This is a genomic window from Saccharopolyspora sp. NFXS83 (assembly GCF_026241095.1).
In the GTDB taxonomy this organism is placed as follows: domain Bacteria; phylum Actinomycetota; class Actinomycetes; order Mycobacteriales; family Pseudonocardiaceae; genus Saccharopolyspora_C.
Map to the genome: position 1 here is coordinate 24,080 of NZ_JAPFGB010000034.1, position 24,228 is coordinate 48,307.

Consider the following 24,228-nt stretch of genomic DNA (forward strand, 5'->3'; position numbering starts at 1 on the left):
TCTACCGCCCGCGCTGGGGAGCGCGGGTTCCGGTGTCGCCGGTGAGGTTCCAGCTGGCGAGCAGGTTCAAGGCGTCGTGCGACGCCGAACCGGCTTCCGCGGTGTAGAGGAACAGCGTCGTGTCCGGATCGCCGGGCGGCACGAAGGTCTCGTACTGGACCGTCAGCTCTCCGACGACGGGATGGCGCAGCCGCTTCGACCCGTGGGTGCGCTGGTGGACGCGGTGCTCGTCCCACCACCGGCCGAACTCGGGGCTGCGTTCGCGCAGCTCGGCGACCAGCGCGATCGCCGCCCTGTCGTCGGGGTCCGCGCCGACGTCCAAGCGCAGCGCCTCGACCGTCGTGCGGGCGTGCTGCTCCCAGTCCGCGAACAGCGCGCGCACGTCGTCGTCCAGGAACATCCAGCGCGCGTAGTTCCGCTCCGCCGCCGGGATCCGGTCGAAGTCGGTGAACAACGCCCTGGCCATCCGGTTGCTCGCCAGCACGTCCGTGCGGCGGCCGAGGATCAGCGCTGGCTCGCCGTCGAGGGCGTCGAGCAACCGGTGCAGGCCGGGCCGCACCCGTTGGACCCCGCGCGCCCGCTGCCGCCCCGAACCGGCGGAGCGCTCGATCAGGGCTTCGAGATGCGCGCGTCCGGCGTCGTCGAGTTCGAGCGCGCGGCCGATGGCCGCCACCACCGGCGGGGACGGCACGATCCGCCGTCCCTGCTCCAGGCGCGCGTAGTAGTCGGTCGACACCCCGGCGAGCAGGGCGACCTCCTCCCGCCGCAGGCCGGGAACCCGCCGCACCCGGCCATCGGCGGGCAGGCCGGCGCGGGCGGGGTCGCCGAGGCTGCGGGCTCGCCGCAGGAAGTCCGCGAGCTCGCGGTTGGTCCGGGCCATGCGCCCATTGTCGCCGCCGCGGCTCGTCCGCGGGTGGTCCGCTGCGTCCTAGGTTCGCCGGGCCGGGTCCGCGCAGGGCGCGACGAAGGTCCCCGGGAACGCTTTTCGGGCGGCAGCCTGGGAATCGACCTCGGATGCGAGCCGCGAGCCACCCTCCGGGTGCGCTGCGCCGCCCGCGACCTCCCGATCCCCGAAAGGCCTGCTCCGTGAGCAAGATCCTGATCATCATGTCCGCCGCCGACACCTGGGAGCGCGCCGACGGTTCGTCCTACCCGACCGGCTACTGGGCCGAAGAGCTCGCCGCGCCCCACGAGAAGTTCGCCGCCGCCGGTCACGCGGTCGACTTCGCCTCCCCCGGCGGCGTCCTGCAGCCGCTGGACCGGCACAGCGCAGACCCCGAGATCGCCGGCGCGGACTGCGCCCGCCACGTCGCGCACGCCGCGACCGCGCTGCGCGACTTCGGATCGCCGCTGCCGCTGGACGAGGTCGACATCGACGAGTACGCCGCCGTGCTGCTGCCCGGCGGGCACGGGCCGGTCGTCGACCTGCACCAGGACCAGGACCTGGGGCGCCTGCTCATCCGGGCCGACGACACCGGCAAGCTCATCGGCGCGGTCTGCCACGGACCGGCGGGCCTGCTCAGCGCCGTCGACGCCGCGGGCGACTGGCGGTTCGCGAACCGGCGGATGGCCGCTTTCACCGATGAGGAGGAGCAGCTGTTCGGCACCGCCGAGGGCGCTCCGTGGCTGCTCGCGGCCCGGCTCCGTGAGCGGGGCGCGAAGCACGAGTCCGGCCCGGCTTACGCGGCGCACACCGTCCGGGACGGCAACCTGTTCACCGGCCAGAACCCCGCTTCCAGCGGGCCGCTGGCCGACGACATGCTCGCCGCGCTGAGCTGATGAGCCGGTGCTCGCCGCGCCGGGCGAAGGCACGGCGAGCACCGCCGGTGCGCGGATCACGCGGGCGGGATCACCCGTCGAGCTCGCCCAGCCAGCCGGTGACGGTCGAGACGTAGGTGGCCGGATCGTGGCCGTGCATCGAGTGCGGCATGTCCGGGAAGGCCCGGTAGGTGAACGAGTTCCCGGCTCCTTCGATCAGCCGCCGGGCGTGCTCGACCTGCTGGCCGGAGATCGCGCCGATCAGGTTGCCGGTCTCCGGGTCGGCGTGGTGGAAGTGGTGGGTGAACAGCACCGGGACCCGCACCCGCGACAGCATGGTCTCGTGGTCGCAGCCCAGCGCGACCCGGCCGGAGGCGAAGGCGTCGCCCCACTCCGGGTCGTACTCGCGCAGGTTCTGCGGCACACCGGCGGATTCGCCTTCGGCGACGGCGCCCAGCATCGCGGACATCCGGCTCGGCAGCTCCGTCGCCATCGCCGCGCGCATGCCCGCGACGTCGCCGATGGACCACTGCGGCCCGAGCCACTTGTGCCAGAGCCGGAAGATCGGGCCCGCCCCCTGTCGGATGGACGTGCCGACCGCCGGGTCGAGCTCGGAGGAGAACAGCGGCGGGTCCTCGTAGACGGCGGCGCGGACCTGTCCGGGCGCGGCGAAGGCGGACAGCCACGCGGCGATCACCCCGCCGGAGGACAGGCCGCTGACCACCACCGGACGGCCGATGACCCGATCGATGAACCGGACGAGGTCGCCGCCGAAGAGGTCCAGGCTGTAGCGGCCCGGCGTCCACGTGGACCTGCCCTGCCCGCGCAGGTCGACCGCGTAGACCTGGTACCGGTCGGCGAGCAGCCGCATCGCCTCTTCGTACCCCCACCACGATTCGCTCTGGCCGGGGACGAGCAGCAGGGCTGGGTTCGCGGGGTCGCCCGCCACCGCGTAGTTCATGCGGATCTCGCCGAGATCCGCGATGTGCTCCGGATATCCGTGCTCGACGAAGATGTCCGGGTGGTCGGACTGTTCCAGGTACGGCACCGTGGCCGCTCCTTCCGAAGTGCTGAGATCGGCGGTCGCCGACGGTGGAACCGCTGACGCCGTCGAAAACATTCCGGCGTCCGCGCACAGCTCTGCGAGCCGCCGAACCCGAACGGATCAACCCGAACCACAAAACTACGTTAAGTGATCATGTGGACCGAATTTGATCAACCGTTCGTCGCTACGAGGCGACCGCACGGCGGCGAATCGACGAACGAACGTTGCTGTGTGTGATCACCAGTGATGTTCTGATGCTCCATTCGGGGAGGGGTTCATCCGGAAGTTGGCATCAGCACTGGAAGGAACGCTCATGAAAGCCGAGATCTTGCACGACGGAATCACCCACCGCGCAAACGTCTCCTGGTGGAACGACCTGGCGATCTCCGCGTGCGGCAAGGCGTTCCCGGAGAAAACGTACAAGCCGAAGACCTTCCACGGCGGCGTGAACTGCCCTGACTGCAAGCACGCCAAGCGGCAGGAGCGGGCCTGAACCTCCTCCGCGAGCACCGCTCGTCCACGACCGCGCCACCACGTGGCGCGGTCGCGCTCGCGCGCAAGAGCACGCGACGGACCAAGGACCGACGGCGCCCGCCGGAGGCGGGCGCTCTCGTTCGGACCACCGCCGCGCGCCGACGGGACGCTCACCGTCCCGCTCTGGCCTCCGGACGCGCCGGATCTGCGATGACGGGCCCGAATTCCGGCGCTCACCGTGTTCGCTCGACGACTCAACGCGACCGCGCCGCATCCGGTTCACCAGACCTGCACCGGAGGGTTCCGGAACATGCGGGCGAATTCACCGAGTGCGGGATCAGGAACGCTGCGCGAAAAAGGCCGATTCCGGGCGTGTCCTAGCGCACAACCCCGCCCTGAGCACTCTGGACGGACCACCGCGGCGACCCTAGGCTCGGCCGCTTCCGAGTGGAGGGTGTTCCATGCGCCTGTGTCTGTCCATCGCCGCGATCGCGGCATCGTTGCTGGTCACTCCGGCCGCCATGGGTGCCCAGATGGCACCCGCGATCATCGGCGGCAAGACGGTGACCGACTCGTACGACTTCATGACGAGCCTCGATCACGACAAGAAGTTCTTCTGCGGCGGTTCGCTCGTCGCCCCCGGCTGGGTGCTCACGGCGGCGCACTGCGTCACGGACACCGGCCAGAACGGCGAGTCCATCCCGCGCTCGCCCCAGGGCGTGACCGCGCGGATCGGCAGCGATGACCGCACCGCCGGCGGCAGCACGGCCACCGTCAAGCAGATCGTCGTGAACCCCGGCCACAAGGGGTCCGCCGCGGACCTCGCGCTGCTCCGGCTGGACCACGCGGTGCCGAACAAGCCCGCCGGACTCTCGGCCGACCCCGAACCTCCCCAGGACCGCTCGGCGCGCGCCATCGGCTGGGGCCGGACCAACGAGAGCACCCAGGACATTCCCCAGAAGCTGCAAGAGATCAGCACTCGGATCGTCCCCGGTGACCGGTGCACGACCGACATGGACCGGAACCGCAACTTCTGCGCCGAAGGAGCCGTTCCCGGCACCAGCGCCTGCGAAGGCGACTCCGGCGGCCCGCAGATCCGCGGAAGGGAGGGCGACTGGGAACTGATCGGCGTCACCAGCGGACCCGCCGACAACGACGGGAAGTGCAGCACCGGCTACGGCCAGTGGACCAAGGTGGAGTCCTACCGCGACTGGATCAACACGACGATCCGCGGGTGAGGAGTTCCTCCGTCCCGCGCAGGGGCCGGTCAGCGGCGGATCGGAGCCGTCGCACCCGAGGGCGACCACGGCCTGCGGGATCGCCGAACGCGGCGACCGGGTCCGGTTCGCGTCGCCGAGAGGACGGCCGAACGGCCGGCGAGCACCAGGACGGCGCGGAGCGGCGCGGTCAGGAGGACCACGCCGCGAGGGCGGGCGCGACTCCTCCGAAGTCACCTGCCCGATCACTTCGCCGGATTGAAGGACGTGGACGTGATCGCACCGCGACCCGCGCCAGCGCCGGCGCGGGTCGCGGTGCGCGTGCGCGGATCAGGCCCTGGTCACCACGTTGCGCAGGTGCTCGCCCGCGGTGAGCCGGCGGATGTTCTCGACGATGTCCGCGGAACGACCGGCGAAGGTCTGGCGGGTCAGCCCCGAGGAGTGCGGGGTCATGAGCACGTTGCCGAGTTCGTGGAACGGCAGCGAACTCGGGTGCTTCACCTCGCCCGGAACCGGGTAGTCGTACCAGACGTCGATGGCCGCGCCGCCGATCACGCCGTCGCGCAACGCCTCGTACAGCGCCCGCTCGTCGACGATGGGTCCGCGACCGACGTTGACCAGGACCGCGGTGTCGCGCATCCGCTCCAGTTCGGCCGCGCCGATCAGCCCGGTCGTCTCGGGCGTGAGCGGGGTGGAGAGCACCACGACGTCCGAGATCTCCAGCAGTGCGCCCAGATCCGAGATGGTGGAGGTCCACTCCAGGCCCTCCGCGGCGGCGTCGACCTCGCCCCGGCGGGTGACGGCGACGCCCTGCGCCTCGAAGGCGCGGAACCGCTGCCAGGTGATCTTGCCGATGTGCCCGAAGCCGACGAAGCCGACGGTCGCGCCGGTCAGCGCGTTCACCCACGGCGCTCGTCCGCTGTAGACGGGAGTGTCCCAGCGGCCCGAGCGCAGCGCCTCGTCCTGGCTGCGGAAGTCGCGGCGCACCATGGTGCTGGCGGCGACGACGTACTCGGCGATGGACTTCTCGTGGTGGAAGGTGTTCGCCACGATCGTGCCGCTCGGCAGGGCCCGCACCGCGATGCCGTCGGTGCCCGCACCGGCCGCGTGCACCAGCTTCAACCGCTCCCCCGCCTTGGCCAGGTCCTCCGGGAGGTTGCCCGAGACGTACACGTCGGCGTCGGCCACGGCGGCCCGCATCGCCTCGGCGTCCTGCCGGTCCGGCCAGCTCACCCGCGTCCCCGCGGGCAGGCTCGCCTCGATCTCCGCGCGCAGCGGCAGCAGGTTGGTGTCGGCGATGACGACGTTCAGGCCGGGGGCACTCATGCGCTCTCCTCACTGGCGCCGGTTCGACGTCGAACCGGCGCCGCACGCTGTGGATCCGGGCGGCGCGGCGAACCGCCGCCCACTCCCATCGTCGCAGCCCAGCGGCGGTGCCCGGCGTAAATCGGACGAGGATCACGGGGTACCGCCGCAGGTCGCCGACGCGCGAGCGCGGCGGCGGTTGAGCGACCGGTGGCCACCCCGCAGGTTACCCACCGGTAATGTTCTGCCTCGGCAACGACGTCCGCGCACCCGAAGGAGACCGACGATGCCCTCGACGCTGGAGATGTGGCGCAAGTTCTCACCGCGTCCACTCGGGACCAGGCTGTTCTCCTGGGGAGTGTGCCTGCGCGCGCCGTACTTCCGGACCGTCCGGCCGCACATCGTCCGGCTGGAACCGGGCTACTGCGAGGTGCGCTCGAAGAAACGCCGCGCCGTGCACAACCACATCGGGACCTTCCACGCGATCGCCGCGTGCAACGTCGCGGAGGTCGCCGCCGGGGTGCTGGCCGAAGCGAGCGTCCCGGCCACGCACCGGTGGATCCCGGTCGGGATGGCGGTGCGCTACGTGGCCAAGGCGAGCACCGACGTCGTGGGCGTCGCCGAGCTGAACCCGCTGCCGGAGCCCGGCGACGAACCCGCCGAGTGGGTGGTGCCGGTGCGGATCCTCGACACCTCCGGGGAGCCGGTCGTCACCGCGGACATCACGTTGCGGGTGTCGCCGAAGAAGAAGACCGCCGCCGCGAAGTCCTGACCCCGCTCCCGCCGTGCGCGCGAGGCCGGGCGCCGAAACGGCGGAGCCGGCGCCCCTCGTGGGGGCGCCGGCTCCGCCGAATGTTCTCAGCACTTCCCGTGCGGCGGGTGACGTCGCAGGGGAACGTCCGAGTTCGCGTCGTTTCGGCTCTCCGGGGGGACGAGCCGCGTCCGACTGGTGGTCAGTGCGCGACCACGGTGTTGTCCTCGGGCAGCTCCGCGGCTTCGCGCTGAGCTTCCGCGCTGGGCTCGCGAATGATCATCGCGAGCGCGGCGCTGGCCAGGTGCAGCACGGCGTAGATCCACATGACGCCCTGGATGCCGATGATGCCGATGAACGCGGTGCCGATGGCCGGGCCGACGGCCTGGCTCGCACCGGCGCCGAGGGTGTAGGTCGACATGACCTGGCCCTTGCGACCGGGGGCGTGCTGGGTCATCAGCGGGGGCAGCGGCACGTAACCGGCGAGACCGACGCCGAAGATCGCCACGGTGATCGCGACCGGGATGTAGCTGTGCCCCACGGCGTTGGGCACGTAGTACAGGCCGAGGCAGGCGACCGCGCCGAGCACACCACCGAACCAGACGATGGTCTTGTGCCTGCTCCACCGGTCACCGAGCGCGCCGAAGGCGACCACGCCGACCAGGTTCGAGCCCATCATGATCATCAGCAGCGTGGACCACTCCTCGGAGTTGAATCCGACCTGCTCGATCAGGTAGAGCGGGGTGAAGACCCACACGCCGAACTGCGACGTGGTGTTGATCAGCCGGGTCAGCGCGCCCAGGCCGACTCGCGGCCGGGAGAACATGATGGTGAAGCAGCCGACGAGCGTCTGGACCATGCTGGAGCCGTCGGCGGCCAGCGGCGTGAAACCGGAGCGCTCCTTGAGCATCGTGAACACGATGAGGGAACCGGCGGCGATCAGCGCGAGCGACACCCACAGCGTCGGGTAGAAGCCCAGGGCCGGCTTGAGCCCGGAGACCAGCGCGGATCCCAGCACCGGGTAGCCCATGGTGAACGCGAACCAGTACCAGCCGAGCGCCTTGCTGATCTGCTTCTCCGGCGCCCCGACCATGATCCAGACGAGGAAGCCGTAGGCGAACAGCGGGTAGCCGAGACCGCGCACCCCGTAGGTGAGCAGGATCATCACGTAGTTGCTGGTGGGGATGCCGATGGTCAGCATCAGCACGTGGCAGACCGCCCACAGGGCGGCGCCCACCATCATGACCTTGCGCGGTCCCCACTTGTCGGACAGGCCGCCCGCGAGGAAGGCTCCGACCGCTGCGGCGAGGCCGTACACGGTGAACACGATGCCGACGCTGGACTCCGAGAAGCCCAGGTCGACCTTGAAGTAGGTGGAGAGGTAGCTGGTCTCCACTCCATCGCCGATCATGAACAGCAACATCCCGACGTAGCCCCAGAGCAGGGTTCGCGGGATGCCGATGCGATCGAAGAACGTCGCCCCGCCGCTGGACGACGCGGATGCGGGGGGTTCGTGGTCGGTAGACACCACGGTGAGGACCTCCTGACGGGCTTCGGTGCCCGGTTCGGTGCAGCCGGATCGCCTCGCTGCAACGCAGGGCGGTCCGGGTGTTTTTACTGGTCATCCACCTTGCGGTGGTGGCCTTGGATACCTCCGGCGGGTCGCGGTAGCCGCGGCGGTCAGCCGGTTGTGTGGGATCAAGATGCTAGATTTCTCAGATCTTTTCAAGATCTTCACGCAAAATGTGGGATAAATTAGGGCTGAGGGGAGGCGACGATGTCGAGCAGGAAGTCCAGGGCCGAGGTGGAGCAGCGCCGCCAAGCGGTCCTACGTCATGTCGGGAAGGGCGGGGAGGTGCGCATCGACGACCTCGCGGCCCGGCTGGGCGTGAGCCTGATGACGATGCACCGCGACCTCGACGACCTGCACGAGCGCAAGCTGCTGCACAAGCGCCGCGCCGTGGCCATCGCGCTGTCCACCGTGGACATCGAGAGTTCGCTGCGGTTCCGGGAGAACATGCACCGCGAGGCCAAGGCGGCCATCGGCGAGGAGCTGCGCCACCACGTCACCCCCGGCAGCACCGTGCTGCTCGACTGCGGCAGCACCCTGTTCCCGCTCGCCCGGTTGCTCGGGCAGACCGAGGACACCCACGTGATCACCAACTCGCTGCGGGTGGCCTACCTGCTGTCCGAGTCCACGACGCAGGTGACGCTGCTCGGCGACCGCTTCTACCCGGACTTCGAGTCCTGCGCGGGCCCCGAGGTGGTGCGCCAGCTCGAACGGTTCCACGTGGACGTCGCGTTCCTCACCGCGACCTGCGTCCACGAAGGACGGCTCTCGCACCCGATGCGGGAGTACGCCGAGAACAAGGAGGCGTTCCTGCACTCGGCGCGGCGGGCGGTGCTCGCCGTGGACCACAGCAAGTTCGGCCGCTCCGCCACCTACGCCCACGGCGACGTCAGCGGCTACGACACGCTGATCACCGACGACGCGGCACCACCCGGCGAGACCGCGGTGGCCCAGGCCCTCGGGGTCAAGGTGCACGCCGTCGCCCAAACCTGGGACGACGCCTGAGGATTCCGCTCGGGAGGACAGGCCGGGCCGCCTTGCCGAGTGCGGCCAGGGCGCGGCCCGACGTGGAACGTGCTCGTTTCCCGCGGCTGGAGCGCTGCTCCTCCGCCGGCGAAGTCCGGCGCAACCGGGCGTTGACGAACTCCCCCGTCCTCCGACGGCCGAAACGGGAGCGCTTCACACCACCGAACGGCAGCTCCGGCGGGGTGGTCCCGTGCCTCTCGGCGGCCCGTTCGAAGGTCGCCGTCGTCGAGCACGACGAACGCGGTCGGCAGGTCCCGCCGCCCGCCGCCCGCCGACGGGAGATGAGGAACCGGTTGCCCCACCGCGTGATCCGGGAGCGTCGACGAGGGCCGCGGTCGCGTCCGTGCGCCCGTTCCGGAGTCAGGCCGAGTCCCGGCTCAGCTCCACGCTCCGGTGACGTCGATGAGCCACTGCCACGGGTCGGATCCGGTGGCGGGCTGCGAGTTGAAGTACTCCCAGCCGGTCACCCCGGCGAAGTTCGGGTGCTCGGCCTGCAACGCCGACAACGTGGCCCGCAGCCCTTCGACGTCGACGTACCCGGAGCCGCCGTTGCCCTGGTTCGTCAGCGCGGTCACCGAGATCCGCTCCGCCGGGATCACCCCGCGCTCGACGATGGCGTCGAAGTCCGCCGTGGACGAGGCGTCGCCCCAGCCGTTGTAGAACTGGGCGTTGAACCAGGCGATCTCGCCGCCGACCTCGCGGTAGAGCTGGTCGTAGTCGAATCCGGAGAGGTTGCCGCCGCCGGACAGCGCGCTGGCCACCGGTCCCATCGTGATGAGGAAGTCCGGGCCGAAGTCGGCGCGCAGCGCGGTGATGAGCCGCTGGATGCCCTGCTGCGACATCTCCTCCTCCACGTTGAGGTCCACGCCGTCGAGCCCGCGCGTGCTCAGGAAGTCCTTCAGCAGCGGGTAGTACGTGTCGAACTCGGTGTCCAGCCGCTGGAAGCTGCCGTGCGCCGCACCGCCCACCATGCCGAGCACCTGCACGCCGCCGTCCTGCAGCGAGCGCAGGTCCGCCCACATCTGCTCGTACTTCGCGGCGTCCGGCGGATCGTCGTTGAGGTGGACCTCCGTCGGCGAGTTCAGGTGGACCGCGCCGACGATCACGTCGGTCACCGGTGCGCCGTTGGCGGTCAGCTCCAGTGGCGAGACGTACCGGTCGCCGTCGTACTGCGTCTGGTAGTAGACCGCCGCGTGCTTGCCGTCCACCGCGCTCGCCGGTGGCTGCACCGCGACCAGCAGCGCGACCGTCACCGCCGCTGCCACCGCGACCAGCGCGATCAGCACGGCCCGGACACCGCCGACCCGCGTGGGCGACGCGAAGTGGAGACTCATCTCGGGATTCCTCGTTCCTCGACGGGGAGCACCACGACCGGCTCTCCGGCGTGATCACCCATCAGAGCGCGTCCGGCATCCCCGGTCAACAACGCGAACGGAGCAATGCGCTCCCGTTTGCCGTTAGGCGTCGCTGGCGTCGGTGAGGTCCCGGTTCAGGGTTTCCGGGCTGCGCAACGTCGCGATGAAGCTGATCAGCGCGACCACGGACATGTAGATCGCGACCGGGATCCACGACCCGGCGAACGCGGCGACCAGCGCCGTGCACAGCAGCGGTGCGACACCGCCGCCGAGCACCGAGGAGAACTCGCGGCCCAGCGTCACGCCCGCGTAGCGGTAGCGGGTGCCGAACAGCTCCGGGAAGTAGCTCATCTGGACGCCGACCCCGCCGTGGCAGGCGAGGATGAAGCCCAGCACGATCACCACGATGATCGCCGTGGTGGAACCGGTGCTCAGCGCGATGAAGCTCGGTCCGGGCAGCAGGACCAGCACGCCCATGATCGTCGCGTACACGGGCTTGCGCCCGAACCGGTCGGACAGGGCGCCGAACCCGGCGGCGGCCACACCACCGCAGAGCGCGCCGATCAGCAGCACCTTCGGGACGAGCTCGGCGTCGACGCCCACGGAGGACACCAGGTACGAGGCCATGAACACCTGGTAGGTGTAGGACTGGGCGCTCGCGCCCACGTTCATCAGGAACACCAGCAGCAGCGGGCGCCTGCCGCTCCGGAATACCTCCGCCACCGGTCGGCGCGGTTCCGCTTCCTGCTGCTGGATCTCCTGGAACACGGGGCTTTCCGCGAGCCTGCGCCGCAGGATCAGCGCGGCGATCGTCACGAGGAGGCTGCTGGCGAACACCAGCCGCCAGCCCCAGCTCATCAGCTGGTCCTCGGGCAGCAGCTGCGCCAGCACCCAGGCCACCGCGCCGACCGCGGTGCCCAGCGCCGCGCCGGTCATCACCAGCGCGGCCAGCCGCCCCCGGCGGCCGGGCGCCGCGGTCTCGGTGAGCAAGGTGGCGCCACCGGCCTGCTCCGCTCCCGCGCCGAGCCCCTGCAGGCAGCGGCACAGCAGCAACAGCACCGGGGCCAGCAGCCCGACCTGGTCGAACGTCGGCAGCAGGCCGATCGCCAGCGTGGAGCCGCCCATCAGCAGCAACGTCGTCACCAGCACCCATTTGCGCCCGAGCCGGTCCCCCAGTCGGGAGAAGAACAGGCCGCCGAGCGGGCGCGCGGCGAAGCCGACCGCGTAGGTGCTGAAGCTGGCCAGCAGTCCGGCCGCCGGGGACACCCCGGGGAAGAACAGCTCGCTGAACACCAGCGCGGAGGCGGTGCCGTAGATGACGAAGTCGTACTGCTCCAGCGCGGTGCCGATCAGGCCCGCCCACGCCGCTCGGCGCACCGAGCGCGGGTCGGCGGGCTGGGACGGCGCGGCGGTGCCGGCGGGTGCTCTGCTGTCCATGCGTCCTCGAATGGATCAGGTCGCGACGGTGCGCGACGGCGGGGTGGTCCTGCGGGGATTCGTTCAGGTGGCGGTGGTCTCCAGGACCGCGGCGGCCGGGCCGTGCCGGGTGATGAGGTCGACGAGTTCGGCGACCCGCGCGGCGAACTCGCCGTGCCCGGCGAGTTCCGCACCGAGCAGGCCACCGCCGAGCACGTCGTCCACGAAGGACCGGGTGGAACCGTTGCGGCGCGCGGACTCCACGAGCGCGTCCCGCGCCGGGTCGGACATCGCCGCCGCGTGCGGACCGGCGTCGGCGGCCGGCGCCAGGCAGCACAGGTAGGCGGCGACCGTCAGCGCCAGCTGCTGCGGGACCCGCCCGGAACGCAGGTGCGCCAGCGCGGGATCGGGCACCCGCTGGGCGAGCTTCACCGAGCCGTCCGAACCGACCTGGCGGGTCCGGTGGCGCAGCGCGGAGTTCGCCCACCGCTCGAAGAGCCGCTCGACGTAGTCGTCGGCGTCGATCGCGTCGGGCACCTCCAGCGTCGGCAGGTAGTCGTCGCGCAGCGCCCGCCGGGCGGCGTCGGCGATGAACGGCCGCCCTACCGCCTCGGGGATCGTGTCGCACCCGTCGAGGGCGCCCAGGTAGGCGATCAGCGAGTGCGTTCCGTTGAGCAGCCGCAACTTCAGCAGCTCGTAGGCCTCGACGTCGTCGGTGAATAGCGCGCCCGCGTGCTCCCACGCGGGCCTGCCCGCGGCGAACTCGTCCTCCAGCACCCACATGCTGAACGGTTCGGCGGGGACCGGGACCGCGTCGCGGGCTCCGAGCAGCGTGCGGGCCGCGTCGCGGTGCTCGTCGGTCGTGGCGGGCACGATGCGGTCGACCATGCTGTTCGGGAAGGTCACCGACTCGGCCACCCACGGTTCGAGCTCGTCCCGTTCGGCTGCGGGGAGTTCGGCGATGAACTCCCGCACCAGCCGCCGGGTCCGCCGCCCGTTGGCTCCGAGGTTGTCGCAGCTGAGCACGGTGATCGGCCCGGATCCGGCGCGCGATCGGCGTTGCAGACCGCGCGCGATCTGCCCGATGGTGGTGCGCGGCGGCGCGTCGCCGCGCAGGTCGGCGCGCACCGGCTCGGAGTCGACGTCGAGCGCGTGGGTGCGCGGCGAGTAGGTGTAGCCGCGTTCGGTGACGGTGATCGTCACGATCCGGGTGTCGGGCGCGGCGATGGCGTCGAGCACCGCGTCGGTCTGGCGCGCCGCGACGAGCACTCCGGTGTGCACGGCGGGAACGGTGGCGGCGCTGCCGTGCGGGGACAGCTCCAGCACGGAGTAGCGCAGGTCCTGCTCGCGCATCGCGTCGGCGACCTCGGTGGAACGCCCGGCCACGCCGAGGATTCCCCAGGGACCATCGGTGTGCGCGAGGGCCTGCGCGGTGTGCACGGCCTGGTGCGCGCGGTGGAAGTTACCGAGTCCTAAGTGGACGATTCCGGTGCGCTCCGGCGGAGCGGTCCGCAGCAGCGCGGCCGGGGGCACCGTGCTCGCCGCGAGGCGGGGCGTGGTCATCTGCTCACCAATCCGTCATCGAACCGTCGCGGCGGCGCGCGACGGGCAGGTAGGCGGGTTCGTACGGGAACTTCGCGGCGACGTCCTCGTCCACGGCGACGCCCAGGCCCGGCTCGTCTCCGGGGTGCAGGTGGCCGTCGGCGTAGCGCCAGGAGTGCGGGAAGACCTCGTGCACCGCCTCGCCGTAACCCATGTACTCCTGGATCGCGAAGTTCGGCGTGCTCAGGCCCACGTGCAGCGACGCGCCCAGCGCCACCGGCGACACGTCCGACGGGCCGTGCGGTCCCAGCTTGATCTGCCACAACTCCGCGAGCGCCGCGATCCGCCGCAGGTGCGTGATCCCTCCCGCGTGGGTCACGCAGGTGCGGACGAAGTCGATGAGCTGCTCGGTGATCAGCGCCTGGCACTCCCACACGGTGTTGAAGACCTCGCCGATGGCCAGCGGAGTCGTGGTGTGCGCGCGCACGCGGCGCAGCACCTCCTGGTTCTCGGCAGGCGTCACGTCCTCCAGCCAGAACAGGTCCACCGGTTCCAGCGCCCTCCCCAGCCGCGCCGCCTCACCGGGCGTGAGCCGGTGGTGCGCGTCGTGCAGCAGGTGCAGCTCCGGGCCGACGTGCTCGCGCACCCCGGCGAGCACCTCCGGGACGTGGCGCAGGTAGGCGGCGGTGTCCCACACCTCCTCGTGCGGCGCGGCGCCCCGACCCGCCGGCTCGTAGCCGGTGCCGCCCCGGTGCACCCCGTAGACGGTGTCCAGGCCCGGCACGCCCGATTGCGCCCGCACCGCGCGGAAACCGCGGTCCCGCTGGGCGTCCACCGAGTCGAGCAGCTCCGGCAGGTCCCACCCGGACGCGTGGGTGTAGCTCAGCACCCGGTCGCGGACCGCGCCGCCGAGCAGTTCGTACACCGGCAGCCCGGCGGTCTTGCCCTTGATGTCCCACAGCGCCAGGTCCACGGCGCCGATCGACGTCATCGTGACCGGCCCGCGCCGCCAGTACGCGCCCCGGTAGAAGTACTGCCAGGTGTCCTCGATGCGCGCCGGATCGCGGCCGATCAGCAGCGGCGCCAAGTGATCGCGCAGGTAGGCGGCGACGGCGAGTTCGCGGCCGTTGAGCGTCGCGTCGCCCCAGCCGACGACGCCATCGACCGTGGTGATCTTGAGGGCGACGTAGTTGCGGCCGGGGCTGGTGATCAGCACCTCGGCCGCCGCGATCCGGTCGCGGCTCATGCGATCCCCTCTCGGACGGGCCCGGTGGTGCCGCGCACCACGAGCTGGGTGGGCAGGTGCACCGTGCGCGGCAGGCGCCGCTCACCGGCGACGGCGCGGTGCAGCAGTTCCACGCTCACCGCCCCGGCGCGGTCCATCGGGGCAGCGATGCTCGTCAGCGCCGGGTGGGTCACCTCGGCCAGCGGGATGTCGTCGAAGCCGACGACGCTCAGGTCCGCCGGGGCGCGCACGCCCAGAGTCCGCGCGCCCGCGACGATGCCGAGCGCCACCAGGTCGTTGTGCGCGATCACCGCGGTGGCCCCGCCCGCGACGACCCCGGCCGCCGCCGCGGTACCGCCCGCGACCGTCTCCGCCTGGTGGCCCAGCACCTCGAGCCGCACCCCGGCCTGCTCGGCGAGCGCGGTGACGATGCCGAGCCGGTGGGTGTTCGACCAGGACCGGGCGGAACCCTGCACGTAGGCGAGGTGGCGGTGCCCGAGCGCGACCAGGTAGTCCACGGTCTGGCGCAACCCGTCGGTCGCATCGGTGAGCACGCAGTCGACGCCGGTCGTCTCCCGGTTCACCAGCACCGCCGGGGTCCGCCCGCACAGCGCTGGCAACTCCTCGGCGTCCAGCCGCGGTGAACACACGACGATGCCGTCGGCGCGGTCCCGCATCCGCGCGATCATGTCCCGCTCGCGGTCCCGGTCGAAGGCCGTGTCGGCGAGCACCACGGTCTGCTCGCGGTGCCTGCCCTCGCCCTGGGCGGCTTTGACGAAGGCGCCGAACACGGGGTTGGCGATGTCGGGCACGACCACGGCCACCGTGGTGCCGCGCGGCGTGCCGCCCGCGCGGCGGGAACGTCCGGGTTCGTAGCCGAGTTCCTCGGCGGCGGCGAGCACCTTGTGCAAGGTGTCCGCGCCGAGCCTGCCCGGTTCGCCGAACGCGCGGGACGCCGTGGACAGCGCCACGCCCGCGTGCTCGGCCACCTCGGTCAGCGTTGCCGCCACACCGCCTCCGCTCCGTCGCGCCGCACCACCGGATCAGTGCGGCGCGAGTCATCGAACGCCCCCTTGCGCAACGTTGTCAACGCCTTGCCACGACCTTGCCGCCCTCGCCCCGCCACACCTGCCCCCACCCCCGCGCTTCCGGGAGAGGTCGAGGAAGTCGCCCGCAGGCGCGGGATTCGTCCGCAGATCCCCGCAGAGCGGCTCGTGGATCAGCGGCGGTTGAGCCGTGTCGATCAAGACGCGATCTGCGGGCGGGCGCCCGCGAAGCCCCGGACGAGGCCCTGCGTCAGGACGACGTGCTGAGGCGCAGGTGGAGCAGCGGGTAGGGGCGACCCGCGTCATCGGTCTCGCTCCGGCCGACGACCTCGAACCCGCGGTGGGCGTAGAAGCCCGCGGCAAGCACGTTCTGCTCGTTGACGTCGAGCCTGGTCACGCCGTGCTCCGTGATCGCGTGATCGAGGAGCGCGGTTCCGATCCCGCCTTCGCGGCGAGCGGCGTCGACGAAGAGCATCTCCAGCCTGCCGTCGAGCGTGCCGGCGAAGCCGACCGGATCGCCGTCGACCTCCGCGACCGAGAGGACGACGGCGGGGAAGTGGTCCGACGCCAGGTGCCGCTCGATCTCGTCGCGGTCCGCTGCGGCGAGGAAGGTGTGCGTCGCATCGACGGCGCTGCGCCAGATCGCCACGAGCGCCCGGTGCTCAGCGGCTCCGATCGACGGGCGGATGTTCAACTCGGGCACGACGGGCCTCCTCGGGGTCGATGCGGGGTCACCATCTCATCCTGCAGCCGAGCACCCCGGTCCCGATCAGGCGGACCTCGCCGCGATCCGCTGATCCATGGGTCAGGTGGTCGCGTAGGGCAGGACCGGCAGGCCTCGGCCGGCGTCGCGGAGCACGAACAAGGCACCGGCCTCCGGGTGGCGGCGCAGGTCCGTCTCCTGGCGGGAGGTCGTGATGTAGAGGTCCGCCAGGTCGCTGCCGCCGAAGGTGCACGCGGTCACGCGCGGCACCGGCAACTCCACCACGGCGAGCAATCCGCCGTCCGGCGCGTAGCGGTGCACCGCCGCACCACCCCACAGCGCCACCCACACGCAGCCCTCGGCGTCCACCGCCAACCCGTCCGGAGCGCCCAGCGCCGGGTCGATGCGCACCAGCCGCCTCCGATCGGTGAGCTCGCCGTCGCGGTAGGCGAACGCGTCCACGCACTGCGTCGGCGTGTCCACGTAGTAGGCGCCGGCGCCGTCCGGGCTCCACGCCAGGCCGTTGGAGATCGTCACCCCGTCCAGCACCACCTCCGCGTGCCCGGAAGCGTCGAGCCGGTAGAGCCTGCCCGCGCCGGGAGTGGCCGCGTAGGCCATCGACCCGCAGTAGAACCGGCCGTGCGGGTCGCAACCGCCCTCGTTCATCCGCACTCCCGGATCGGCCCACAGCTCCCCGCACGGGCGCACGTCGGCGAGGTCGTCCTCGGCGAGCGCGAAGCCCCGCTCCACCGCGAGCACGGCGCCGCCACCGGCCCTCGGCCGCAGCGCGGCGGCGACGGAACCCACGTGCGCGCGCCGCACGGTTCCGCCGGGCAGCAGCGTGAGCACGTCGCCCGCGAGCATGTCCACCCACCGCAGCCCCGGCCAGCCCTCGTGCCACACGGGTCCTTCCCCGTGCTCGGCGCACGCCTCGGTGATCTGCTCCGCCCGATACCGCCGCACACCCATCCGACCCCTTCCCACTGCACCGCGGCCGGAGTGAGCGGACCGTTCGACCAACCGGACTGGACGAACGGTCCGTTCACTCCACCCCCTGCCCACCCCCTCAGAAGATCAACACTGCCGCCGTTCCCTGTCGGGTTCGAGTGAACGGACCGTTCGTCCCATCGGATTGGGCGAACGGTCCGTTCACTCCGACAAGCTCGTGCGCCGTGCGGGAGTGTGTCGCACGTTGCGATGTGCGATGCATCGGTGCGGGTGTGGTTCGGGGTGAACGGACCGTTCGTCCAGCGGGATTGGACGAACGGTCCGTTCACCCCGATCGCTCGCGGGGCGGGGCTCATCGGTGGGGGTTGAGGAGGATCTTGCCGATGTGGGGGCCGGGTTCCTCCAGGGTTTTCAGGGCTTCGGCGGCGTCGGGCAGGGCGAACTCGTGGGTGATGATCCGCGCCGGGTCCAGCACTCCGGCGGTGAACAGGCGCACCACGTGCGACCAGGCCCGGGAAGGTGCGCCGAACACGGTGTGCACGGTGAGCTGCGCGGACACGAGCCGCGCCGTGGACAGCGAATCCGACTCGGGCGGCACGCCGGTCAGCACCACCCGCCCACCGCGCCGGGCCAGCCGGGTGGCGAGGTGCGCGGTGCCGGGCGATCCCGCGGTTTCGAGCACCGCGTCGAACCGGCCGCACCGCCGCACCGCTTCCAGCGGGGTGAGCACGGTCGTGGCCCCGCAGGACTCGGCGATCTCCCCTCGCCCCGTTCTCGGCTCCACGACGACGAGTTCCGCCGGGCCGGTGGCCGCGAGCAGTTGCGTCCCGAGCAGCCCGAGGCTGCCGCCGCCGACGACGGCGACCCTCTCCCCGGCCACCCCGCCGAGCCGCAGGCAGGCCTCGCCGACGCACGCCGCCGGTTCCAGGACGGCCGCCGACCGCAGATCCGCTTCCGGTGGCAGCACGTGCAGCAGGCGGGCGGGCAGCACCAGGTGCCCGGACCACGCGCCGGGCAGGGTGAACCCGGTTTCCTCGTAGCCCGCCCCGCACAGGTTGTTCTCGCCGCGCCGGCACGCGTCGCAGGACTGGCAGCCGCGGAATCCCTCGCCGACGACGTGGTGGCCCACGTAGTCGGTGGTGACGCCGGGCCCGACCGCGAGCACCGTGCCGGACCACTCGTGGCCGGGGATCACCGGGTACCGCACGAATCCCTCGGGCCGGCCGCCGGTGAACACCTCCCGGTCGGAGCCGCAGATGCCGCTCCACGCCACCCGCACCAGTGCCTCGCCGGGGCCGGGCCCGACCGCTTCGACGGGACCGAGCCGCAGCTCCCCCGGCCGATCGATGATCACCGCGCGATCGTTCACGCGGAGCCCCCGGTGCCGCGGAACTGCCAGTCTTGGGCGTACAGGTCGAAGTGCGCCCCTTCCGGCGGGTGTTCGCGCACGAAGTCCACGTCGAGCTCCACGCCGAGACCGGGCGCTTGGGGCAACGGGAAGTAGCCGTCGGAGACCTCGGGCAGTCCGGGGGCCGCCTGCTTCACGTGCCGGTCGGCGAAGTCGTTGAAGTGCTCCTGGATCTTGAAGTTCGTGGTGGCCGCCGCCAAGTGCAGGTTGGCGGCGGTGAGCACCGGCCCGCCCACGTTGTGCGGTGCGATCAGCACGTAGTGGGTTTCGGCGGTGGCGGCGACCTTGCGGGTCTCCAGGATGCCGCCGAAGTGCCCGATGTCGGGCTGGATGACGTCCGCGGCGCGCCGCTCGAACAGTTCGCGGAACTCGGTGCGATCGTGCACGCGTTCGCCGGTGGCCACCGGGATGCTCACCTTCTCGGCCACTGTGGACAGCGCGGCGAAGTTCTCCGGCGGCACCGGTTCCTCGATCCAGCTCGGGGAGAACTCGGTGAGCTCGCCCGCGATGCGCACCGCTTCGGCCGGGGTGAAGCGGCCGTGCATCTCCACGAGCAGTTCCACGTCGGGACCGACTGCGTCGCGCACCGCTTCGACCAGCGACACCGAGCGGCGCCGCTCGGCGGGCTCCAGTTCCCAGCGGCCCGGCCCGAACGGGTCGAACTTCAGCGCGCGGTAGCCGCGGCGCACCACCTCCCGCGCGGCGGCGTGGAACTCGTCGGGTGACCGCTCCACCGTGTACCAGCCGTTGGCGTAGGCCTTGATCCGATCGCGCACCTTGCCGCCGAGCAGCCGCCACACGGGCTGGCCGAGCGCCTTGCCGATGATGTCCCAGCACGCCATCTCGACGCAGCCGATGCCGGACATCGCGATCTCCCCGGCACGCCCGTAGTCGCCGTGCTTCATTCGCCACACCAGCGATTCCAGGTCGAACGGGTCGGTGCCGACGATGTGCCGGGGCGCCGCTTCGCGCAGGTAGCCCAGCAGCGCCTGGGTGTGCCCGAGCATCCGCGTTTCGCCGACTCCGACCAGTCCGTCGTCGGTGTGCACGAGGACGTAGGTCAGGTCCCGCCACGGGGTGCCGAGCACGAAGGTGTCCAGGTGGGTGATCTTCATTGCGCTCCCCCGTCGGTCGCGTGCTCGCTCATCCAGGAAGTGGCTTCGGCCCGGTTGCGCGGTTGCGGCAGCGCCAGCCCGTCCGCTCCCGGCACGGAGGTGCGCACGTCCGGCGTCTGCCGGGCGAGCAGGTCCAGGCCGATGCGGGCGCGTCGCACCCGTTCCCGCCCCAAGGCCACCGCGGTCGGCGTCAGGTGGGTGCCGCTCGGGTAGATGTTCGGCGCGTTGCGCAGCCCGAACTTGACGTAGACGGGCGCGGCGACCCGCACGATCTCGCCGATCTCCTGGTGCCGCACGAATCCGCCCAGGTCGTCGGGCGCCTCGATGTAGACGTCCAGCGGCAGGTCGGTGGCCGCGCGGATCGCGGCGAGCTGCCCGATGGTGAGATCGGTCGGCACGTTGTAGGTGTCGGCGCCGAAGTCTTCGGCGACGCGCACCGAAGCCGGGTTCGCCAGGCCCATCTGCACGCTGATCTTGAACCGCAGATCCGTTGGCAGGTCGCCGGATTCCCGCATCTTCGCGGCGACCCGCAGCACCCCGAGGTCGGTGATCAGCACGCTGCGCACGCCCGCCTCGGCGCTGCGGTGGATGTCGTCCACCGCGTGCACGAGCCCGTCGGTGCCGCGGGCCTGCGCCGCGACGGGACCACCCCCGGAGGCGGTGGCCATCGCCCCGGTGCCCCAGCCGGCCAGCGGCCGGGCGAACAGGCTCAGCTCGACGGAGGCGTCCGCCGCCGTGCCCGCCATCCGGGCCAGCTCCACGTCGGTGAGCAGCAGCGCCCCGCTGCCCTGGGAGATCCGGTGCACCACCACTTCTCTGGCGCGGGCCTCCTCGAGCACCGCGTCCAGCACTTCCGGGCCTTCGGTGCTGGGGATCTCCACGCGGTAGTGCGCCCCGTCGGGGAAGCGCTTCACGCTGGTGGCGGGGGAATCGTCGGCGGCGAAACCGTGTTCGGCGAGGAACCGTCGGGTGTGCGGCAAGGATCGTCCTTTCATCCGGGACGTCGAAGGATCACTCCTGGTTCGGCGGCTCGGCCCGCAACGGCCGGGTCTTCAGCCACAGCAGGAAGAATCCACCGACCAGCAGCATCGCCAGCCCGGTCCACAGGTTGATGTTGATGCCCTGCGCCTTCGCCAGCGCGTCCTCGTCGGTGAACAGCCCGGCGGCGCCGATCAGCAGCCCGTAGAACACGAACAGCCCGCCGATCACGCTGCGGATGTCGAACAACCGGGCCGCGGTGCCGGATTTCCGCTCCAGCTCCGCGATGTCGGCGGCGTGCTCGTCCGGTGTGCCGTGCCGTTCCGGGCGGTCGGGTTCGGTCATGGTGGCCTCCTTTCAGGTGCGGGATTCGCTCAGAACGAGAACGGGAGGTAGCACGCCGCGGCGAGCACGATCGCGCCCCAGCCCAGCAGCGCCGGGCGGCGGTACCACGCGGAGTCGCCGGGCAGCTCCTCACCGCGGTCGTTCGCCGCGGCCCTGGTGTAGACGAGCCCGCGCAGTTCGGCGTCCGGTTTCGGCGCGGTGGCCAGCGCGACGGGCACGCTGACGGCCACGTCCACGGTGAACGCGATCATCGACGAGATCATGTTCGCGCCCTGGTCGGTGGCGATCGGCACGACGCCGGTCTTGTACGCCACGTAGAAGGTGATCGGCGCGATCGTGCCCGCCAGCAGCCCGTAGAAACCGGCCTTCGCGGTCATCCGCTTCCAGAACAGCGCCAGGATGAACGTCGCGAACAGCGGCACGTTGAAGAACGAGAACAGCGTCTGCAGGTAGTTCATGATGTTGCTGAACGAGGCCGCGATGAACGCCGTGCCCATGCCGGCGAGCACGCCCACCGCGGTGACGACGCGGCCCACCCGCAGGTAGTGCGCGTCCGGCATGCCCGGTTTCAGGTAGGGGCGCCAGATGTCGGTGGTGAACACCGTGTTGAAGCTGGACACGTTCGCGGCCATGCCCGCCATGAACGAGGCCATCAGCCCGGTCACCGCCAGCCCCAGCACCCCGTTGGGCAGCAGGTCCCGCATCAGCAGCGGGATCGCGTCGTTGTAGTCGTAGGCGCCACCGGCCTGCCCGATCTGCGGGTACACCAGCAGCGCGATGATGCCGGGCAGCACCACGATCAGCGGGATGAACATCTTCGGGAACGCCGCGATCAGCGGGGTGCGCCGCGCCGCCGAGAGGTTGCGCGCCGACAGCGAGCGCTGCACCTCGGCGAAGTTCGTCGTCCAGTACCCGAACGACACCGCGAAGCCGAGCCCGAGGGTGATGGTCAGCCAGTTCGCGCCCAGCGGGTTGTCCTGGCCGAACCCGGTTCCGCCCCACGCGGTGAGGAACTCCGGCCCCGGACCGGCGAAGACGTGGTCGATGAAGCCGCCGATGCCGCCGACCCTCGCCAGGCCGAGCACGGTCAGCGGGACCAGAGCGGCCACGATGACGAAGAACTGCAGCACCTCGTTGTAGATCGCCGAGGACAGCCCGCCGATGATGATGTAGGCGAGCACGAACACGCCCGCCACGCCGATCGACACCGGCAGCGGCCAGCCCAGCAGCGCCCGCAGCACGATCGCCAGCGCGTACAGGTTGACGCCGGCGATCAGCACCGAGGCCACCGCGAACAGAGCGGCGCTGAGCAGGTGCGAGGAGCGGCTGAAGCGCAGCAGCAGGAACTCCGGGACGCTGCGCACCTTCGAGTTGTAGTAGAACGGCATCATCACCAGGCCGAGGAACACCATCGCCGGGATCGCGCCGATCAGGTACCAGTGGATCGTGTAGGCGCCGTACTGCGCCCCGTTCGCCGCCATGCCGAGGATTTCCGTGGCGCCGAGGTTCGCCGACACGAACGCCAGCCCCGTCACCCACGCGGGTAGCGATCGGCCGGAGAGGAAGAAGTCCAGGCTGTTGCGAACGCTGCGCTTCGCGGCCAGGGCGATGCCCAGCACCACCGCGAAGTAGACGATCAGGATGAGGTTGTCCATCCAGTTCATGGACAGCCGTAAGCCATCGGCAGTGAGCATGGTTCTCGTTTCCTCGTCGTCGTTGGCGAAGTCGGATCCAGCGCGTTCTTGCGGGTGTTGGTGCGTCGGGTGGGCGGGTCAGCGAGCTCCGGTGCTGTCCCGCACGACGAGTTCGGCCGCGACGATCGATCGGCCGGGCACGTCCGTTGCTCCTTCGACCAGCCGGAGCAGCTGGTCGAACGTCTTGCGCCCCAGGGCGAGGAAGTCCTGGCGCACCGTGGTCAGCGGTGGGGAGAAGTAGGCGGCTTCCGGCACGTCGTCGAACCCGACCACCCGCACGTCGCCCGGCACCGACCGGCCCGCTTCGGACAACGCTCGCAGCAGGCCGAGCGCCATCTGGTCGTTGGCCGCGAACACCGCGTCCGCGCCCGGATACCGCAGCAGCTTCCGGCCCGCCTCGTACCCGGAGCGCGGGCTCCAATCTCCGCGCAGCACCGGAGGCACCGCGGCGCCCCTCGCTTCCAGCGCGGCCCGCCACGACTGCTCGCGGGCCTCGGTCTCGAACCAGCCGTCGGGTCCGGAGATGTGCCAGACCGTCTCGTGCCCGAGCGCGAGCAGGTGTTCGGTGGCCTGGCGTCCGCCGTCGCGCTGGTCCACGGCGACCACCGGGACCGGCGCCTGCTCGGTGTCGGCCACCGCGACCACCGGGACGTCGGCGGGGACGTCGGCGAGCGCCCGTCCCGTCTCCGCGTGCGGTGCGATGACCACTATCCCCGCCACGCCCTGCGCGCAGAGCGCGTCGACGGCCTCACCGATGCCCGCTCTGCCCGGTTCGCGGACGCTGGCCACCGAGATGCCGAATCCGGAGTCGCGGGCGGCGTTCTCGATGCCGAACAGCGTGCTCGCCGGGCCGTAGAGCACCGAGTCCAGCGCCACCACGCCCAGCACCCGCGACCGGCCGGTGGCCAGTCCCCGGGCGTGCGGGTTGGGCCGGTAGCCGAGCCGCCGCACGGCGTCGAGCACCCGCCGCCGGGTGTCGGCCCGCACCGGCCCGGTGCCGTTGACGACGCGGGACACCGTCATGTGCGAGACCCCGGCGAGCCGGGCGACATCGGCCAGCGAGGCCCGCTGCCCCGGGCCGGGCGCACCGGCCGCCGGACCGCCGGATTCCCTGGCCATCGCCGCCCCCGCTTCCACCTCGACCGGATCGAGCCGCCAGTGTTAGCGCTAACACGGAGGTGGTCAAGGTCCTCCGGGGTGAATTGCTCCGTCCGCTGCGGCGGCACTGCGATGGACGGCCGCGCCGCCCACTCCGTCGGACGCAGCCGCGTGCACTTCGCGCCCGGCGCCCGGGATGGCGCGCTCAG

The 24,228-nt window shown here is 71.6% G+C and carries 22 protein-coding genes; 5 read left to right on the top strand and 17 right to left on the bottom strand.

All coding sequences use genetic code 11. The features are described from left to right. Window position 1 precedes the first annotated feature (1 nt). Window positions 2-880, bottom strand: coding sequence for a helix-turn-helix transcriptional regulator (locus OOZ19_RS26570; RefSeq protein ID WP_266092895.1), 879 nt, complete (start codon window positions 878-880; stop codon window positions 2-4). A gap of 206 nt (window positions 881-1,086) precedes the next feature. Here OOZ19_RS26570 and OOZ19_RS26575 point away from each other — a divergent pair, with 206 nt between their 5' ends. Next, window positions 1,087-1,779 carry a type 1 glutamine amidotransferase domain-containing protein gene (locus OOZ19_RS26575; RefSeq protein ID WP_266092896.1) on the top strand — a complete coding sequence of 231 codons (693 nt, stop codon included), beginning with the start codon at window positions 1,087-1,089 and terminating at the stop codon, window positions 1,777-1,779. A 70-nt stretch (window positions 1,780-1,849) separates the two neighbouring features. On the opposite strand, the gene OOZ19_RS26580 is transcribed toward OOZ19_RS26575, so the two are convergent. Then, complete coding sequence (locus OOZ19_RS26580; protein ID WP_266092897.1) at window positions 1,850-2,806, bottom strand: alpha/beta fold hydrolase; 957 nt, start codon at window positions 2,804-2,806, stop codon at window positions 1,850-1,852. 310 nt (window positions 2,807-3,116) lie between these two features. Here OOZ19_RS26580 and OOZ19_RS26585 point away from each other — a divergent pair, with 310 nt between their 5' ends. Both OOZ19_RS26585 and OOZ19_RS26590 read left to right on the top strand, forming a co-directional pair. Beyond that, entirely contained in the window at window positions 3,117-3,296 is a 180-nt protein-coding gene (locus OOZ19_RS26585) for a hypothetical protein (RefSeq protein ID WP_266092898.1), read from the top strand. A 442-nt stretch (window positions 3,297-3,738) separates the two neighbouring features. Next, window positions 3,739-4,515 carry a S1 family peptidase gene (locus tag OOZ19_RS26590; RefSeq protein WP_266092899.1) on the top strand — a complete coding sequence of 259 codons (777 nt, stop codon included), beginning with the start codon at window positions 3,739-3,741 and terminating at the stop codon, window positions 4,513-4,515. Between the two features lie 309 nt (window positions 4,516-4,824). On the opposite strand, the gene OOZ19_RS26595 is transcribed toward OOZ19_RS26590, so the two are convergent. Further along, window positions 4,825-5,820 carry a 2-hydroxyacid dehydrogenase gene (locus tag OOZ19_RS26595; protein WP_266092900.1) on the bottom strand — a complete coding sequence of 332 codons (996 nt, stop codon included), beginning with the start codon at window positions 5,818-5,820 and terminating at the stop codon, window positions 4,825-4,827. Between the two features lie 265 nt (window positions 5,821-6,085). Between OOZ19_RS26595 and OOZ19_RS26600 the strand changes: the two genes are divergently transcribed. Next, complete coding sequence (locus OOZ19_RS26600; RefSeq protein WP_266092901.1) at window positions 6,086-6,571, top strand: hotdog fold domain-containing protein; 486 nt, start codon at window positions 6,086-6,088, stop codon at window positions 6,569-6,571. A 181-nt stretch (window positions 6,572-6,752) separates the two neighbouring features. On the opposite strand, the gene OOZ19_RS26605 is transcribed toward OOZ19_RS26600, so the two are convergent. Further along, complete coding sequence (locus tag OOZ19_RS26605; RefSeq protein WP_266092902.1) at window positions 6,753-8,081, bottom strand: MFS transporter; 1,329 nt, start codon at window positions 8,079-8,081, stop codon at window positions 6,753-6,755. 246 nt (window positions 8,082-8,327) lie between these two features. Here OOZ19_RS26605 and OOZ19_RS26610 point away from each other — a divergent pair, with 246 nt between their 5' ends. Next, window positions 8,328-9,125 (top strand): DeoR/GlpR family DNA-binding transcription regulator, encoded by a 798-nt coding sequence (locus tag OOZ19_RS26610; RefSeq protein ID WP_266092903.1) that lies wholly within the window; start codon window positions 8,328-8,330, stop codon window positions 9,123-9,125. A gap of 398 nt (window positions 9,126-9,523) precedes the next feature. On the opposite strand, the gene OOZ19_RS26615 is transcribed toward OOZ19_RS26610, so the two are convergent. The 13 genes from OOZ19_RS26615 to OOZ19_RS26675 form a co-directional block, all read right to left on the bottom strand. Continuing rightward, window positions 9,524-10,480, bottom strand: a complete 957-nt coding sequence (locus OOZ19_RS26615) for a glycosyl hydrolase family 18 protein (RefSeq protein ID WP_266092904.1) — start codon at window positions 10,478-10,480, stop codon at window positions 9,524-9,526. Between the two features lie 123 nt (window positions 10,481-10,603). Beyond that, window positions 10,604-11,938 carry an MFS transporter gene (locus OOZ19_RS26620; RefSeq protein WP_266092905.1) on the bottom strand — a complete coding sequence of 445 codons (1,335 nt, stop codon included), beginning with the start codon at window positions 11,936-11,938 and terminating at the stop codon, window positions 10,604-10,606. A 63-nt stretch (window positions 11,939-12,001) separates the two neighbouring features. Further along, window positions 12,002-13,480 carry a mannitol dehydrogenase family protein gene (locus tag OOZ19_RS26625; protein ID WP_266092906.1) on the bottom strand — a complete coding sequence of 493 codons (1,479 nt, stop codon included), beginning with the start codon at window positions 13,478-13,480 and terminating at the stop codon, window positions 12,002-12,004. Between the two features lie 4 nt (window positions 13,481-13,484). Further along, the gene (manD, locus tag OOZ19_RS26630; RefSeq protein WP_266092907.1) at window positions 13,485-14,705 is read right to left on the bottom strand and encodes a D-mannonate dehydratase ManD; all 1,221 of its coding nucleotides are present in this window, start codon (window positions 14,703-14,705) and stop codon (window positions 13,485-13,487) included. Next, entirely contained in the window at window positions 14,702-15,694 is a 993-nt protein-coding gene (locus OOZ19_RS26635; protein WP_266092908.1) for a LacI family DNA-binding transcriptional regulator, read from the bottom strand. Before OOZ19_RS26635 ends, manD begins: the two co-directional genes overlap by 4 nt. 286 nt (window positions 15,695-15,980) lie before the next feature. Further along, on the bottom strand, window positions 15,981-16,433 hold the full coding sequence (locus tag OOZ19_RS26640) for an acetyltransferase (protein ID WP_266092909.1): 453 nt from the start codon (window positions 16,431-16,433) through the stop codon (window positions 15,981-15,983). 102 nt (window positions 16,434-16,535) lie between these two features. Further along, window positions 16,536-17,402 (bottom strand): SMP-30/gluconolactonase/LRE family protein, encoded by an 867-nt coding sequence (locus OOZ19_RS26645; protein WP_266092910.1) that lies wholly within the window; start codon window positions 17,400-17,402, stop codon window positions 16,536-16,538. 331 nt (window positions 17,403-17,733) lie between these two features. Beyond that, complete coding sequence (locus OOZ19_RS26650) at window positions 17,734-18,735, bottom strand: zinc-dependent alcohol dehydrogenase (RefSeq protein ID WP_266092911.1); 1,002 nt, start codon at window positions 18,733-18,735, stop codon at window positions 17,734-17,736. Between the two features lie 11 nt (window positions 18,736-18,746). Further along, the gene (locus tag OOZ19_RS26655; protein ID WP_266092912.1) at window positions 18,747-19,904 is read right to left on the bottom strand and encodes a mandelate racemase/muconate lactonizing enzyme family protein; all 1,158 of its coding nucleotides are present in this window, start codon (window positions 19,902-19,904) and stop codon (window positions 18,747-18,749) included. After that, a complete protein-coding gene (locus OOZ19_RS26660; RefSeq protein WP_266092913.1) occupies window positions 19,901-20,884 on the bottom strand; it encodes a U32 family peptidase in 984 nt (327 codons plus the stop codon). Before OOZ19_RS26660 ends, OOZ19_RS26655 begins: the two co-directional genes overlap by 4 nt. A gap of 31 nt (window positions 20,885-20,915) precedes the next feature. Beyond that, window positions 20,916-21,227 (bottom strand): hypothetical protein, encoded by a 312-nt coding sequence (locus tag OOZ19_RS26665; protein WP_266092914.1) that lies wholly within the window; start codon window positions 21,225-21,227, stop codon window positions 20,916-20,918. 29 nt (window positions 21,228-21,256) lie between these two features. Continuing rightward, window positions 21,257-22,921, bottom strand: coding sequence for a sodium:solute symporter family protein (locus OOZ19_RS26670; RefSeq protein ID WP_266092915.1), 1,665 nt, complete (start codon window positions 22,919-22,921; stop codon window positions 21,257-21,259). A gap of 78 nt (window positions 22,922-22,999) precedes the next feature. Then, on the bottom strand, window positions 23,000-24,040 hold the full coding sequence (locus OOZ19_RS26675; RefSeq protein ID WP_266092916.1) for a LacI family DNA-binding transcriptional regulator: 1,041 nt from the start codon (window positions 24,038-24,040) through the stop codon (window positions 23,000-23,002). Window positions 24,041-24,228: the final 188 nt, after the last annotated feature.